This window comes from Herpetosiphon giganteus (genome assembly GCF_016907925.1).
In the GTDB taxonomy this organism is placed as follows: domain Bacteria; phylum Chloroflexota; class Chloroflexia; order Chloroflexales; family Herpetosiphonaceae; genus Herpetosiphon; species Herpetosiphon giganteus.
In genome coordinates, this window is the sequence record NZ_JAFBCZ010000027.1 from 1 (window position 1) to 14,728 (window position 14,728).

The 14,728-nt window shown below is 52.1% G+C and carries 14 protein-coding genes; 3 read left to right on the top strand and 11 right to left on the bottom strand.

Annotated features, from left to right (window positions below):
• Nucleotides 1-135 precede the first annotated feature (135 nt).
• The 9 genes from JOD20_RS20130 to JOD20_RS20170 form a co-directional block, all read right to left on the bottom strand.
• Complete coding sequence (locus JOD20_RS20130) at nucleotides 136-1,923, bottom strand: DUF11 domain-containing protein (RefSeq protein ID WP_204756994.1); 1,788 nt, start codon at nucleotides 1,921-1,923, stop codon at nucleotides 136-138.
• 219 nt (nucleotides 1,924-2,142) lie between these two features.
• Nucleotides 2,143-2,976, bottom strand: coding sequence for an alkaline shock response membrane anchor protein AmaP (gene amaP, locus JOD20_RS20135; protein WP_204756995.1), 834 nt, complete (start codon nucleotides 2,974-2,976; stop codon nucleotides 2,143-2,145).
• A gap of 6 nt (nucleotides 2,977-2,982) precedes the next feature.
• Nucleotides 2,983-4,776 (bottom strand): CHASE2 domain-containing protein, encoded by a 1,794-nt coding sequence (locus JOD20_RS20140; RefSeq protein ID WP_204756996.1) that lies wholly within the window; start codon nucleotides 4,774-4,776, stop codon nucleotides 2,983-2,985.
• 10 nt (nucleotides 4,777-4,786) lie between these two features.
• The gene (locus JOD20_RS20145; RefSeq protein ID WP_204756997.1) at nucleotides 4,787-5,866 is read right to left on the bottom strand and encodes a LysM peptidoglycan-binding domain-containing protein; all 1,080 of its coding nucleotides are present in this window, start codon (nucleotides 5,864-5,866) and stop codon (nucleotides 4,787-4,789) included.
• A complete protein-coding gene (locus tag JOD20_RS20150) occupies nucleotides 5,829-6,344 on the bottom strand; it encodes an RNA polymerase sigma factor (RefSeq protein ID WP_204756998.1) in 516 nt (171 codons plus the stop codon). The genes JOD20_RS20145 and JOD20_RS20150 overlap by 38 nt, the downstream gene beginning before the upstream one ends.
• 104 nt (nucleotides 6,345-6,448) lie before the next feature.
• The gene (locus JOD20_RS20155) at nucleotides 6,449-6,844 is read right to left on the bottom strand and encodes a hypothetical protein (protein WP_152976540.1); all 396 of its coding nucleotides are present in this window, start codon (nucleotides 6,842-6,844) and stop codon (nucleotides 6,449-6,451) included.
• A 580-nt stretch (nucleotides 6,845-7,424) separates the two neighbouring features.
• A complete protein-coding gene (fadH, locus tag JOD20_RS20160; RefSeq protein WP_054532954.1) occupies nucleotides 7,425-8,279 on the bottom strand; it encodes a 2,4-dienoyl-CoA reductase in 855 nt (284 codons plus the stop codon).
• A gap of 31 nt (nucleotides 8,280-8,310) precedes the next feature.
• On the bottom strand, nucleotides 8,311-9,606 hold the full coding sequence (gene aroA, locus JOD20_RS20165; RefSeq protein WP_204756999.1) for a 3-phosphoshikimate 1-carboxyvinyltransferase: 1,296 nt from the start codon (nucleotides 9,604-9,606) through the stop codon (nucleotides 8,311-8,313).
• Entirely contained in the window at nucleotides 9,590-10,258 is a 669-nt protein-coding gene (locus JOD20_RS20170; RefSeq protein WP_204757000.1) for a haloacid dehalogenase, read from the bottom strand. Before JOD20_RS20170 ends, aroA begins: the two co-directional genes overlap by 17 nt.
• A gap of 233 nt (nucleotides 10,259-10,491) precedes the next feature.
• On the opposite strand from JOD20_RS20170, the gene JOD20_RS20175 reads away from it, so the two are divergent.
• Complete coding sequence (locus JOD20_RS20175; RefSeq protein WP_204757001.1) at nucleotides 10,492-11,820, top strand: IS4 family transposase; 1,329 nt, start codon at nucleotides 10,492-10,494, stop codon at nucleotides 11,818-11,820.
• A 268-nt stretch (nucleotides 11,821-12,088) separates the two neighbouring features.
• Here the strand turns inward: JOD20_RS20175 and JOD20_RS26520 are convergent, their stop codons facing one another.
• Nucleotides 12,089-13,477 carry a peptidoglycan-binding protein gene (locus JOD20_RS26520; protein WP_239583970.1) on the bottom strand — a complete coding sequence of 463 codons (1,389 nt, stop codon included), beginning with the start codon at nucleotides 13,475-13,477 and terminating at the stop codon, nucleotides 12,089-12,091.
• 143 nt (nucleotides 13,478-13,620) lie between these two features.
• Here JOD20_RS26520 and JOD20_RS20185 point away from each other — a divergent pair, with 143 nt between their 5' ends.
• Complete coding sequence (locus JOD20_RS20185) at nucleotides 13,621-14,019, top strand: hypothetical protein (RefSeq protein ID WP_204757002.1); 399 nt, start codon at nucleotides 13,621-13,623, stop codon at nucleotides 14,017-14,019.
• Nucleotides 14,020-14,074: 55 nt separating this feature from the next.
• Here JOD20_RS20185 and JOD20_RS20190 read toward each other — a convergent pair whose 3' ends face one another.
• Nucleotides 14,075-14,299: a hypothetical protein gene (locus JOD20_RS20190; protein WP_204757003.1), complete on the bottom strand. Its 225-nt coding sequence runs from the start codon at nucleotides 14,297-14,299 to the stop codon at nucleotides 14,075-14,077.
• A gap of 53 nt (nucleotides 14,300-14,352) precedes the next feature.
• On the opposite strand from JOD20_RS20190, the gene JOD20_RS20195 reads away from it, so the two are divergent.
• Nucleotides 14,353-14,694 carry a hypothetical protein gene (locus JOD20_RS20195; RefSeq protein WP_204757004.1) on the top strand — a complete coding sequence of 114 codons (342 nt, stop codon included), beginning with the start codon at nucleotides 14,353-14,355 and terminating at the stop codon, nucleotides 14,692-14,694.
• The last annotated feature ends 34 nt before the right edge of the window (nucleotides 14,695-14,728 follow it).

The following is a 14,728-nucleotide window of genomic DNA, read 5'->3' on the forward strand; positions in this document are numbered from 1 at the left end:
ATGCTGGGCAACGACGGTGATGCGGGGCAGACGACTGGGCTTGGAAATGGCCTAACATCTATTGATAGCTATTCCTCAACCTGTCCGCCCTTAAACGTGGCGCGGGAGAGGGGTTGGGGTGAGGGGCTTCACAGTTTAGCGCAGCACAAAGGGCGTGAAAATGGTGTAGCGTTCGATTTGGGCCTCAGTTTGGCCGACCATCGTCAGCGTGTTGTTGGTATCGACTTCGGCAAGCCAATAGTAATAGTGCACATTTGGCACAACATTGGTATCGAGCCATTGATAGCTGCTGTGTGCTCCCAAGGCTGGAATCAAGCTTTCGGTAACTTGCACGGCGGTCGATTCATCATCGCTGGTGCTGCGATAGATGTGGAAGCCTTGGCTATCGACTTCGCTGCTGGTGCTCCAACGAACTTGAATCGCGTTCGTGCGGGCCAACGCAGTTAACCCGACCACATTAACAGCGGTTGGATTGACCAAATCGCTATCGCTGGCCGTCAACGGTTGAAAAATATTATTCAAGCTATCGTTGAAATTCAAGGTCACATTGTTGACCACTGGCACCACGGTGATTGGATTGTTGACCGTCACTTGCACATTCAGCTGCCCAATTTCGCCTGGGCGCACCACTTGGTTGATGTTGAACGTTACAACCCCGCTGGAATGGCTACATATCCCCGTGAATGGCGCATTAATCGCACAACTAACAAAGGTTGTCGACGGTGGCAGATTATCGGTCAAGGTCACGTTGGTTGCCGTACCAGGTGTGGCGGTGGTATTTGAGGTATTTGTAAAGGTAATTGTGTAGTTCAGCGTATCGCCTGGCATAACCAAGGTAACCCCATCGGTTTTGCTCAAGGCCATAATGGGAGTTGGAGGTTGCTGATAATAGGCCTGCACGCCGGTTTGGCCTTCTTGAATAAACTGGTTGTGATCGCTGGTACAGGTAACGATTCGCCACCAACCGGTGGTTGGATTGTTGATCGTATCGCCAACCCTGGTATCTAAGGTTGCGCCAGTACCGTTCCAAATTTGATCATTGCTCAAAGTGCCTGCAATCCCACCAGTGTTGCCCATTGGCGTATAGCTGGCATCGCCCGGAGCATAGTAGCGAACGCGACGCAAATTATCGATGTCGAAGTTATTGAAGGTGATGCTTGGTTGGCCCGGACTGACATATTCATATAAGGTTAAACAGGTGGCGACTGTATCGGGCAAACCTGCATCGTGCTGAAACGAAGCTTGGCGCATCCCAATCGTAATTTCATCGCCAGTGCCAGCCACACCATCGAAGTTATCGGTGTTGGCTGGTGGTGCAGTATTGGGATCGTTATCATCATCGCGACCAACCCGCAAGCGCCAACCATTTTCATCGTTACCCGATGTAGAAGCACGCAATACATATTTACCACAGGTCACTGGGGCCGCAATCGTATACAAGCGTGTCCATGTTTCAGGTGTTGAGGCTGAAACAAAGGTTTGTTGATGCAAGCTGCCAGCACCTCCTGGCGCAGGTGTAGCTGGGCTTGGGCCAATTGGCGTGCCAGCAGCATAAAACTCAAATTGGGTATTATCATAAAGCGAGCCACGTCGTTCATCGCTCAATGGTGCATTGGTATTCATTTCAGGGCTAAAAATATCGATATGCACTGGCTGATTACTTGGCCACCCGCCAGTTGTGGTGGTGGTGTTAACACTACATGGAATTTCGATTGTGAAATAATGGGAACCATTGCCTGCGCCAGCAGTGTTATTCGTATACCAATCACCATTATTCAAGGTATTGGTAGGCCCGTTGGTTTGCAAATAGACCGACGCGCCTGCTGGCGGAATTTCGACGGCTTTGGTTGGTGTGATGCACCCCAGCAAAGCCACAAGGCTGAGTAGTGCGAGGCGTTGATAGCGAAACGGCTGCCGGCCCATAATAACTCCTTGACCAATAAAATACCGTCATTATCGCAATTGGCTTAACAAACCGGTTTACAATTTTCTTGGGAAGTATCAACAATGCTGGTTGCTAAGAGCCACAATAAGTCTAGCGTATTGTATGCAATCAATAGTTCTTTTGCCATCCCCCACGAGAGGCAAATTGCGGCGTAATTATAGGACTAAATTCCTACTCCGTTGCTCGCTACTCACTAATTAGTCGATGGTTTGGCTGGTCACACGCAAATCGTAGACGCTTAGGCGAAAGTCATCTGCCACGATGGTGTGAATTAAGCGCTCGACGCTGGCTATTGTGCTTGGGACTGGCGCAGTTTGTTCGAGAAATAGTTGCACAAACACGCTTGCTCCATCGGGGTGATAGCCAAGTACTACTTCAAGATCAACCACATTCGGTTGGTTCAAAATGCCCCGTTCTAAGCGGCGGCGTAATTCGCGCACATCCCAGACTGGTTGGCGCGGGTCGAGATCAGCTGGCGCAGCGCTGCTTTGCTGACTATGCGGCGCATTCGGGTAGGGCTTGCTTTTAACCTTGCTTTTGAGCGTTAGAATCGCCACGCCCAAGCGTTCTTCAACTTCTGCGCGAATCCGTTGGTGTAAATCGGCCAAGGTATCATTTAAATGGGCGGTTGGGTGCAACTCAAGCTCGCAGTAAATTGCCACTCCTTCGCCGTAGGCTTGGACGTTGGCTTTGCCGCTACGCACATCAAGCGCTTGGCCCAAAGCTTGATCGACGGCACGCTGGACTGTTTGCAAATCGAGTTGGGCATAGCCCGAACCTGTATTACGCACTGGCACATATTGGCTTTGGCGAATAAACATTTGGGCCAAAGCCAAACCAAGCATGAGCAAGCCCACAATTCCAGCCACAATGCGCGTGGTTTGACTATAAATTAACGCTTGAGCACGCAAATATTGGAACAAACGCAAGGCTAAATCAAAAGTTTGCAATGGCAACAGTGCAATCGTAATTGCCAAAACGGCCAAAGCGAGCGCAATAATTGTGATCAATAAACGGTTGAATCCTTGCATGGCTGCTTACTCAGCTACTACAATTGCGGCAACGTCAAGCGTCGTTTCCTTGCCTTTGAGCACCAACGGGCCAATTGTTTGAATGTTGCTTTGCAAATCACCCAAATCCTCGGCCAAGGTATCGGGGCCAAGATAAATCGTATTGGCTGGAGCAGCGCCACACAAACGAGCTGCCACATTGGTTACATCGCCAATCACGCTATAGTCGAAGCGCTCATGTGCACCAACATTGCCAACCACACCGATTCCTGTATTAATGCCTGCGCCAAACGAGGCTTGGGCTGGTAAGGCGCGGGCTGCCGCTGAACGATTAAAGGCCACAACTGCGGTTAACGCTGCCATCGCCCCGCGAATTGCGCGCTGGGCATGGTCTGGTTGACCAACGGGAGCGTTGAAAATCGCCATCGCTTGATCGCCAGCATATTGATTGAGCGTGCCGCCATGCTGAATTAATGCCTTAGCAATCAGATCAAGATAGGTATTGATAATCTGCATCATTGCTTCTGGTGGCAAGCGCTCCGCCAAGGTGGTGAAGCCGCGCATATCCATAAACACCACGCTGACTTCGCGCCGTTCGCCGCCAAGTTTTAATTGGCCACGTTCGGCAGCCTTCAACAATTCGTTGAGCACACTGGGCGGCGTGCGTTTAGCAAACAGGTCGAGCACTTGGCTGTGATCTTGGCGTTGTAGATTGTTTTGAACGAGCAGCATAACCAAACCAGTTACGCCAATCGCCAATAATGGGCTAGCCAGATCGATGCGGATTAACTGTTGTTGTAGCCCGCTAACTGCGCTAATCACCATCACGCTTGTGCCAATGACCATGGCGCTAAACAAAAGCCATGGCCGCCGAATCATGGCGATTAATGTGAGTGCGATGATCAAGCCGCTCAAAATGCCGTGCCGACCTGCTGGGCTTTGTTCGCGCAAGGCATTGGCATTCAGAATCGTGCCAATTGCGTTGGCATGAATCTCGACTCCATCCATTAATGGGCTGGTTGGTGTGGTGTAACGGTCGCCAAGGGCGGCGGCGGTCGAGCCAATCAGCACAATTTTATCATTGAATATGGCTGGATCAACCGCGCCATTGAGCACCGCCAGCAAACTGACTTGGGGATAGGTTTGGCTTGGGCCTGCATAATTTAACATAAAACTGGCATTATTAACCGGAATTGTAACCCCATTGGCAAGCGTGGTAGCTGTTGGCTCGAAAGTTAATTCTGCTGGCAAATGCCACCACGCTTGGGCGCTAGCGAGCGCAATCGCTGGGTAAAGCCCGCTTTGATCGTAGTGGGTTTGAATGCGCCGCACTACGCCATCGCTGTCGGCGATGATATCGCTATGGGCCAAAACCACCCTGCCAGTTTGCAATTGCTGGGCTGGCTCAATCATTTGCTTGCTTTGGTTCTCGCGCGAAACCGCCAAAATTGGGTGCTCTAAAGGCGCTAGCGCTTGGGCAAAGGCTTGATCGCCAGCAGGATTAGCTCCCGTAAACAGCATATCAAAGACAATTACCCGTGCGCCTTTAACCTTATCTAATAATTGAGCATAGATGCTCCTATCCCACTCGGTGAGCCGCCCAAAGCCTGTATCGTTGCTCAGCGCTTGGTCATCAATGGCGACAATCACAATCGCTGGTTGCGGGCTATGGCTGGCCACTTGGCGCACCAACAAGTCGGCTGCTGAACGATCAAGCTGTCTGCGCCATGTCCAAGTATCACTCAACAACAGGGCTAGCAAACATGCCAGCCCTGTTGCGCTAAACCATAATCCCCGTCGAATTTGTTGCGAACGTAGCACCAGCTTGCTCCTATGGCTGCGGAATAATCAAGGTTAGGCCAACCGGAATCTCATCGCGATCACGAATGCTTGGGTTGGCGTTGATCAACGCATCGGGTGTAATGCCAAAGCGTTGGGCAATGCCATTGATTGTATCGCCGGCCTGCGTGACATACAGCTGTGGTGTTGCCGTCGGCGTGTTGGTTGGCGTATTGGTTGGGGTATTGGTTGGGGTCGCCGTTGGCGTGGGCGTGTTGGTTGGCGTATTGGTTGGCGTTGCCGTCGGCGTTGGCGTTGGCGTGTTGGTTGGCGTTGGCGTTGGTGAGATCTGCGGCTGCACCACTAAGGGCTTGGATTGCTCAGCCAGCAATTGTTCGCCAGCCCGCACAAACACACTTTGGCCATCCATCGCTACCTGCACATTGCCTTTGTCGGTGGCATAGAAGGTTGTAGTATTACTGCGAGATTCCACAGTAAATTCTGTGCCACGGACTGAAGCTGCTGATGATGGTGTTTCAACCTCAAACAGATCATTTGGCCCAAGCAAGCGTTTAACCCCGTTGAGGGTGCGGCCAAACCAAACTTTAAGCCGAATTTGCTGGCCAGCGTTGGCATCATCCATCGTTTCGAGAGTCATTCGGGCATTGGCTTGCAAGGCGGTTGTTTGGCCATCGAAATAGGTAATTAATGCAGTGGCGCTTTCGGTTTGAATTGTATCGCCTGGCTCTAAAATAGTCACATCGCCTGCATTCAAGCGGCGTTCAGCGCCAGTGCGCACATTATTGATCAGCGCCGTGCCATCGAAAATTTGCACGCTTGCGTTATGTGGCACGCTGGGCGTGGAGCTGGCAAGGGTGGCGTAGCCTACAAAAAATAAAATTGCGCTGGCAACGAATAAGGCAAAAATCTGCGGTCGGCTCCATTGCCATTGCCACAAGCGACGCTTGGTTTTGGCAGCTTTGCGGCGCTTAGCGCTTGGTTGCAATGGTTGCACTTGTTCGAGTTGTTGGGCTAGTGTTTGATTGATGGCCTGTTGTTGGGTTTGGCTGAGCTGTTGCTCTGGCAAGGCCTGATTAATCGCCTGCTGAAGCTGCTGCTTGGTTAGTTTCATACAATCCCTCTGCTGCTGCAAGTTGGTGATTAAGCCGTTGCAGGCCTTGCTGCACTAATTGTTCAGTTGCGCGGTGGGTGCGGCCTAGAATTTCGCCAATCATGGCAGCGCTTAGATTGTGGCGCAGATGCAATAACACCGCCAAGTGCATGGCCTCTGGCAAGCGCTGAAGTTCGCGAATCAGGCTATTGGTGTGCGGTTGCTGGCCATAATCCCGCCAATGATCGAGCAGCACATGGCAGGTGAGTGTGTAGAGCCATAAGCGCAGCCCAAGCCGCTGATCGACGCTATTGATCGTGCGAATGGCGTTAGCCCAGACGTTATTCACCAAGCTTTGGGCGAGCGGCGCTTGATAGACTGCTGCCCAAGCCAAATTATAGAGTTCGCCCGACCATTGCTCGGCCAGCATGCGCCATGTTGCCTGATCGCCACGTTGTAATAATTTGATAATTGCTGAATCGTTTGCTGCTTGCGCCATAACCTATGCCCTATTGCTATTACCCAATGAAAACAAAAAGAATCACGTCGAGCAATGGGTGCTGACGTGATCGTAGAAGAATGACATTACGGGATTGCTAACATTTAGCCTTCGCGGGCGCGTCGCACTGCTGCATTAAAGCCAGCTTCGTCACGATTGATCAGCTTACGATTCTCGCTCGTTTCTTCGAATTTGGGGCAACGCACGGCCAAATATGGCGCGGTATGTGGGTCAACGCCCATCACACAAGGAACGTGCAAGCCAATCCGAAAATGGCTGCAATCGCGGCAATCGCGGGCGCGGCGTGGGTCGCCGCCGGTTTCATTATAGTGTTCAGCCAATGCACCGATGCTTTCGTAGAGCAACTGCACTTGGCGGCGCAAATCTTCGAGCGCCAAATTAAAGGCATTATCGCGATCATTAGGCCGTGGGCGGCGAATCAAGCCATCATCTGGCTGGCGTGGTGGCGGTGTTGGGCGTGACGCATCGTTACTACTCATGGATTCCTCCTTGGGCGCTTGTGACGATGCTTTATCGCGCCCCAACCAATTATCCAACATGCCATGCTCCTTCGGCAATAGGCCCATACTGGTGATTAATTGCTATTTTAGCACTCACTACCAAGTGGGAACCGTTTGGAAGGATGAAGGATGAATTATGAGGGATGAATCGAAAGGATGAAGGATGAATTATGAGGGATGAATCGAAAGGATGAAGGATGAATTATGAGGGATGAAGGCCATAGCCAAAAGCCTATAGCCAAAAGCCTAAACTATGGGTTGTAGTTGTATGTTAACGCAGAGGCGCAGAGCCACGAAAGGATGAAGGATGAGGGATGAAATAAAAGTCAGAAATCAAAAGTCAGAAGTCAAAGTCAAAGTCAAAAGGGATCGGATCTCGGCTGTGGTCTTTTGGCTAGTGGAATATCATTGGTGCAATTCGTGGAATTCGTGGCGAAAAACAGCCTTGGTGGATCATTAATCAACAAGGACACGAAAGGCCTGAATCAATAAGGACACGAAAGGCCTGAAGTTTTATACTTCGTGCTCTTCGTGTCCTTCGTGGTTAAAAACTATGTTCTTAACTCCCGCTTTTCTTGGTCATTTTGGAGAGCATATCCCACATTTCGTTGGGCAAACGATCAAGGCCTGAGAATTGGCCAGCGCCATACAGCCACTCGCCGCCATCGATTGTAATACATTCGCCGTTGATATAGCCTGCCTCGTCGGCCAACATATAAGCTGCCAAATTGGCTAGCTCACTGTGCTCGCCAACCCGCCGCAGTGGTACCCGATTGAGCGCTTGTTCAGCTAGTTCGGGCGTTGGGGCCAGCCGCTCCCACGCGCCTTGGGTCGGAAACGGGCCAGGAGCGATCGCGTTCATACGAATCCCATAGCGCGCCCATTCAACCGCTAACGAACGGGTCATGCCGAGCACGCCAGCTTTGGCTGCTGCCGATGGCACCACAAAACCGCTGCCTGTCCAAGCGTAGGTGGTGACGATATTCAAACATTGGCCACCGCGTCCGGCTTCGATCCATTTTTTGCCTAAAGCCAAGGTGCAGTAGAACGTGCCATGGAGCACGATGCCTAAAACTGCATCAACGGCGCGGTGTGAAAGCTTCTCGGTGGGGCTGATGAAGTTGCCAGCAGCATTATTGACCAGAATATCAACCGTGCCAAAGTGATTCCACACGCTATCGATCATCTGTTCAACAGCTTCTGGGTCGCGCACATCGCAGCTAACCGTAAAGACTTCGCCGCCTTTTTCGGCCATCATTTCGTTGGCAGCATTGGTCAATTTTTCAGCATTGCGGCTAGTAATCGCCAATTTTGCGCCCAACTCAAGGAAGCGCTCACCCATTGAACGCCCCAAGCCCGAACCCCCGCCAGTGATGATGATCACTTTGTCTTTGAGCAGATCTGAACGAAACATGCACAACCTCCTTGTTGGGCTATCGGCGCGATCAGGCTTCTTTGATCTGCGCGTAATGTTGCCAGAATGTTGGGTACGAGACGGTCACGGCTTCGGCTTCGTCGATAATCGTTTCGCCTTCGGCCACTAAGCCAGCGACCGCCAAGGCCATTGCGATGCGATGATCACCATGCGATTGAACCGTTGCGCCGTGGAGTTCGCCGCCGCCAGCGATGACCATGCCGTCGGGCGTGGCTTCGAGGCTTGCGCCCATTGCGCTCAATTCGCTCACAACCGTCGCCACCCGATCGGTTTCTTTGGCCCGCAGTTCTTCTGCATCGGCCACCACCGTTTCGCCAACGGCACAAGCTGCGGCTACCGCCAGCACTGGAATTTCATCGATCAAGCGTGGAATTAAATCGCCATCGATGCGGGTGCCGCGTAGGCCACCACCGCGCACAGTTACATCGCCAACTGGCTCAGCACCTTCGTTGCGCTCGTTGCTAATGGTGATATTCGCGCCCATGGCTTTGAGCACATCAAGCGCACCAGTGCGGCTTGGATTCAGGCCCACGCCCAAGGTCGTAATTTCGGCATCAGGGTGAATTGCTGCTGCTACCCACCAAAAGGTTGCCGACGAAGGATCGCCAGGGACGTGCAACGATAGCGGATAGGGGAAAACAGGATGGCTTGGTGGATAGAGCACAATTTCATCATCTTTGACCGTCAGATCAATGCCCATTGCAATCAGCATGCGCTCAGTATGGTCGCGACTGACGATCTTGCCCGTCAAGCGCATCGGGGCATCGCCAGTGAGGCCCGCCAAGAGCAAGGCCGATTTGACTTGGGCGCTGGCAATTGGCAATTCATAATTGCCGCCATGAATCGTTGTGCCCCGAATCACCAGCGGCGCACGATTGCCATTGTCGCGGCCATCTAAGTTAGCTCCAAGTTGACGTAATGGATCGGTAATCCGGCGTTGTGGCCGTGAACGCAGCGAGGCATCGCCAGTCAGCACGCTCAAAAATGGCTGCCCAGCCAGCAAGCCAGCCAGCAAGCGCAGCGTCGTCCCCGAATTACCACAATCTAAAACATCGCTTGGCTCGCGCAGGCCACGCAAACCGCGCCCAAATACCCGCACTTTATCATCGCTGTGTTCGATTTCAACGCCCATTTGGCGTAAACAGGCGATCGATGAAAGACAATCAGCGCCTGGCAAGAAGCCAGTGATTTCGGCGTTGCCCTCGGCCAAGGCATTGAACAACACTGAGCGATGCGAGATCGATTTATCTCCAGGCACACTGAATGCGCCACGCAGGCGCTTGGCATGACTAACTGTCTGTTTCATCGGGCGTTGACTCCTGAATTGCGGCGGGGGGCAGCCCCATGTGGTGTTCAAAGCGGGCGAGGGCGGCAACCAACTGTTCTTGGCGCACGGCGCTGGTCAGGTCGCCACGGGTGCGTTCTAGCACGGCGCGCAGCGCATCGGTGGTGCGGCGTAGGCCACTGGTTACAGCATCAGGGAAATCGACAGTTACCAAAAAGCTATAGATTTCATCCATTTGATCGAGCAAGCGTTCGCCGCTATCGACCTTGCCGTGGCGCAGGCCATCGAGAATATAACGCCGCAGTTCGCTGGCGGCCTCGGCTAAACCATTCAAATAGGCTGCTGCCTCCACGCCCAAGGTTTGATGGCTAGGCAAGCTTTCGCCGCGCACCAAGGCCAAGGTCAAGGCAGCTTCGGCATATTCTTTGAAAGCATCTTGGGTATAACCAGCGTAGAGCAAAGCTGGATATGGTTGGAGGCGTTCGCGCAAGCTTTGGGCTGCCGCTGCCGTTTCGGCTAAAAGTGGTTCGGCCACAGCCCATTCATGGCGGTGAACTGCCCGAATTGTGTTTGCGCATTGGCGAATGAGTTCGCGAGCAGATTTGAGCGCGATTTCGCGGGTCGCATGAATCGCCTCCAGCTCGCTAATGAGGGTTGTTGTTTCAATACTCACAGCGTTGTCCTTGTTAGGATCTCTGGTGTAAAACTGCGCATAGCATACTTTGCATGACGCGATAAGTCAAAGTAGCGCAAGTTGGCATTTTTTGCATAATTGATTGAGCGCTGAGCAGTGGCTGGGGGAATTTCCCCTCACCCCCATAGGCATCAACCTTATCGCCATCTTTGATAAAAGACGCTCCTATGGCATCATGGAATTGCTACACACCATGAATCCAAGGAGCGTCTATGTCAATGATACCGCACGTAAGCCGGGCGATGCAAACCCTGCTGACCACCACAACCGAAACCGTCGCGGCCACCCTCGGCTATGTGAAGCGGGCCGATCGAGCGACCTTCACGCCGAGCACGTTGGTGCAGACCCTCGTCTATGGCTGGTTGGCGAACCCAACCGCCAGTTTAGGCCAATTGGCTCAGATGGCGGCACGGGTTGGCGCGACGGTCTCACCGCAAGCTATTGATCGCCGCTTTACCCTGGCCACCGTCGATCTGCTCCATCACGTGTTGCTGGCCAGTATGGAGTACGCGATTAGTGCTGATCCCGTGGCAGTGTCCATCCTCCAACGGTTCACCAGCGTGCGTATTCATGACAGCACGACGATCGGCCTACCTGATGCGCTGGCGACCACGTATCGTGGCTGTGGCAATGCTTCGGCACGCGGTACTGCAGGCTTGAAATGTGGTGTCCAGCTCGATCTCCTCACGGGAACCCTGTGTGGGATTGACCTCACGGATGGACGGGCTTCGGATCAGGTGTTACCGGTTCAACGTGCCCCGCTGCCTGCCGGAAGTCTCCGGCTCGCTGACCTCGGCTTCTACAACATCCGTCTCTTTCGTGAGCTTGCTGCCGCTGAGGTGTATTGGCTGTCACGCGTCCAGAGTCACAGTCGGATTCGGCTGCCAGGACAGAAAGAACAGTCAATTCTGGAGGTCGTGACGGGGTTGGGGGACGCGGATCACTGGGAAGGGACGGTGCTGGTTGGAAGCAAGGAGCGACTCGCGGCCCGCTTATTGGTGCAGCGCGTCCCCGATGCCGTGGCGGCACAACGTCGCCAGCGGGTACAAGACGAGGCGCATGACAAGTGCCGCCCGGTCTCCAACGCTGCCATGGATCTGGCGGCATGGACGGTGGTTATTACGAACGCGCCGGAAGACAAGCTCGGCCTCACCGAGGCCATGGTCTTATTGAAAATGCGCTGGCAGATCGAGCTGTTGTTTAAATTGTGGAAGAGTCATGGCCACGTGGATGAATGGCGAACGAAAAAACCTGTCCGGATTTTGTGCGAAATCTATGCGAAATTGCTTGGACTGGTATTCCAGCAGTGGATTCTGGTGGCAAGTGCGTGGGATATGGCGGAACGCAGTCTGTTCAAAGCGGCGCAAATCGTGATGGCCTATGCGACCGATCTGGCGAGCAGTCGCGGATGTCGTGAGCAATTGGAGACGGTGCTCATGACCCTTGCGAGCATCATTGGGCGGTTGGCGCGGGTGCAGAAACGTCAAAAACGGCCATCGACAGCGCAGCGGTTGCTGGCCTTAACTGCTGGGAGTGGCTAAGGTTGATGCCTATAGGGAATTTCCCCTCACCCCCAACCCCGCTCCCGTGGCTCGGGCGCGGGAATTTAACGCCATGGTTCTTCGTCAATTCTTAGTAAAAAAATGCGTGCTCCCCCTCGCCCGCGTTTTCGTGGGAGAGGGGGCTGGGGGGTGAGGGAACGCTCCACCGCCGACCAATCGCTCAAAACCTACCCGTGTAAGGCTTGGAGGGTGAGGGGATCACAAACAAGGAAAAGTCTAGAGAATGAGGGAATGAGCAAGCGCAAGCTTATTTGCCAAATGCTGCTTGCCAGGTCAACGGCCCCACAATTCCATCGCGGGTTAGGCCATAGGTCGATTGCAAATTGAGCACTGCTTGTTCGGTGCCAGCGCCAAATGCGCCATCAGCCGTTACGCCGAGCAACGTCTGAATCGCGCGCACCGCATCGCCGTTGCTGCCATTTTGCACGGTTTTGATCAATTTGGCGAAGGTTTGCGTGCCAACGATGCCATCGGAGGTCAAGCCATTGGCACTTTGGAAGCTGCGCACTGCTTGCTCGGTGCCAGCGCCAAAATCGCCATCGGCAGTTAGTGAATGGCCATGCGAGCGCAACAAATATTGAGCTGCCTTAACATCGTTGCCCGAACTGCCATTGCGCAGGGTTGGCCATGCCGGCAAGCTCGGAGTTGTTCCACCTGAGATCGTGCCAATCGCAACATTATCGTAATAGAATGTCAGGATGGAACGCCATGTTGAGCCATTATCAGCCAAATATTTCGAACCCCACTGGCTCATGTATAAGCCAACCGTCCAGCCATGATTTTGGCTGCATTGGCCTGAGCTGCGGCTGCCGTTGTAGGAGCCAGCGCAATATTGGCTTTGGAAAATCGCATTATTTTTGATCAAGCGATAGTTCCACGTATCATCAACCGCTGCGTTGGTGCTGGCATACGAAACATTGGGGTTATACACTTGGTCGGCGGTGGTATCTTTGGTGTCGTAGCCTTTGCCCGGATATTTGGGGTACATCGTGCGATACCAAGCATAGGTTTTCGAGGCCATCGCGCCCGAACGCAACGATTCTGTGCGCCAGCCAGCAACCCACTCGTTGGGCAACACATGCTTAACATAGGTTTTGAAATTAACCGTATCAACGCGGCCAAGGCTCACACGATAAACCCGAATTGTGGCTGGTGGCGTGGTATTCGTGCCTGCTAGCACTTGGTTTAATTCAGCATCGTTGAGGCTAGCTTCTTGCGGTGCATTGGTGGTTAAACGGTGTGGTTGCACATCAATAATTTCAGCTTGTTGATCACCTGCTTTGTCGGCCAGCGAAAGTGGCGCATCAACCAACAGCGTATCGTTGGGAATCAACTGCGCATTGCGTAAGCGCCAAGCGCGATAGCCCTGCGCCTCGACCGCAACCTCAATCGCTTGGCTATCGTTGGTTGATACGGTAAAATGCGCAATGCCTGCTTCGTTGGTAATGCTTGTTAGGCCTACGCTTGCTAGCGAAACTGTGGCCTTGCGCAACGGCTTGCCATCAGGGCTACTGACCGTCACGCTTACATTCGCTCGTTGCTGGTTGCGGGTTTGGGCCGCAATTGGCTGTTGAATCAATAAACCCAACGCCAAACTCAGGATTCCCAACCAACGCCATGTTAATCTGCGCAGCATCCATGCTCCTTCCACTGAAGAAAATAGCCTGCGTGATTGCTCACGTTGCCGCCAGTATAGCCCGAACATCTTAAAATTTTCTTAATCAAGCCTGCTAATTCTAAAAAATTCCTTAATTATGTTAATGGGAGGATGATCGTTTAATGAATACCAAACGCTCAATAATTTTGGTGCTGTCGCTAGCGCTGGGAGTTATCTACGGAACCGTGGTTGAAATGAAGCTTGATCCATTGGGCGATTATGTCCGCTGGATGTTGTTTTGTGGTTTTGTAACCCTAGCTGCTGCGTATCCAACCAAAACGTTTTATCGTTTTATTGTTGGAATGCTGAGTGGGATCATCGGGATGTGGGCAATGTACGGATTTGCCTATAATCAAGGCGAATTGGGTGCTGGAGCCGATGTTTTGTTCTATTATGGTTTATTTTCTTGGAGTTTATTTGGGGTTCAATTTGGCATTGTCGCCGCAGTCTTAGCATCTGGATTATGGTTTTTGAGCAGCTATAGATTAAAAAATCTAGCGAATTTTACGAATAAGCACTGATCAACATAGATGTGGCGATCGAATTATCAAAATCTTCGATCGTCACCTTTTTGATTTAGGGTTGACTATGTTTTTGCTTTTCAAGTTGATTTAGGCTGTATTTCCATATTATTCTGCCACTAACAATACTGATCACTAAAGCAATGATTAAGCCTAAGCTACCCAATAACCAACCGAAGAAGAGAATACTCATAATGATCGTTCCAAGCCAACGCGACCAAAAGAAACGGCGCTGTTGGCGTTTTAATTGGGGAATTGGATCAAATGGCGTTTGATACATAATGCTCAGTTCTCCCCTAAAAAATAATTTATTAGCAAGAGGAAGTATAACCCATGGGTTTATTTAACACATTACATTTGCAAGCACCCTGTTTGGCATGTGGGGTCGAAATTCCGCTAGTATTGCAATTTAAGTATGCAGAAAATTGGCAGTACGAATATAAAATTAATGACCAATTGCGTTGGAATAGTCGCCATCCTCGCTCTAATGATGGCACACCTGGGATGAAGCATGTTGTTCTTTCAGCAATTTCCGAAGATTGCCCATTGTGTCAGCACGACGGCGATGATTATCTGATTCATGTCTATAACGATGTATTGACCAGCATCGAACCTGATGATCAGCGCTATAACTTTTTTGATGCTCAGCGCGATTACTTGGTTTTAGAAGAATGATGCAAATTGAGCCTGCTTGCTGGCCACGTGGGTG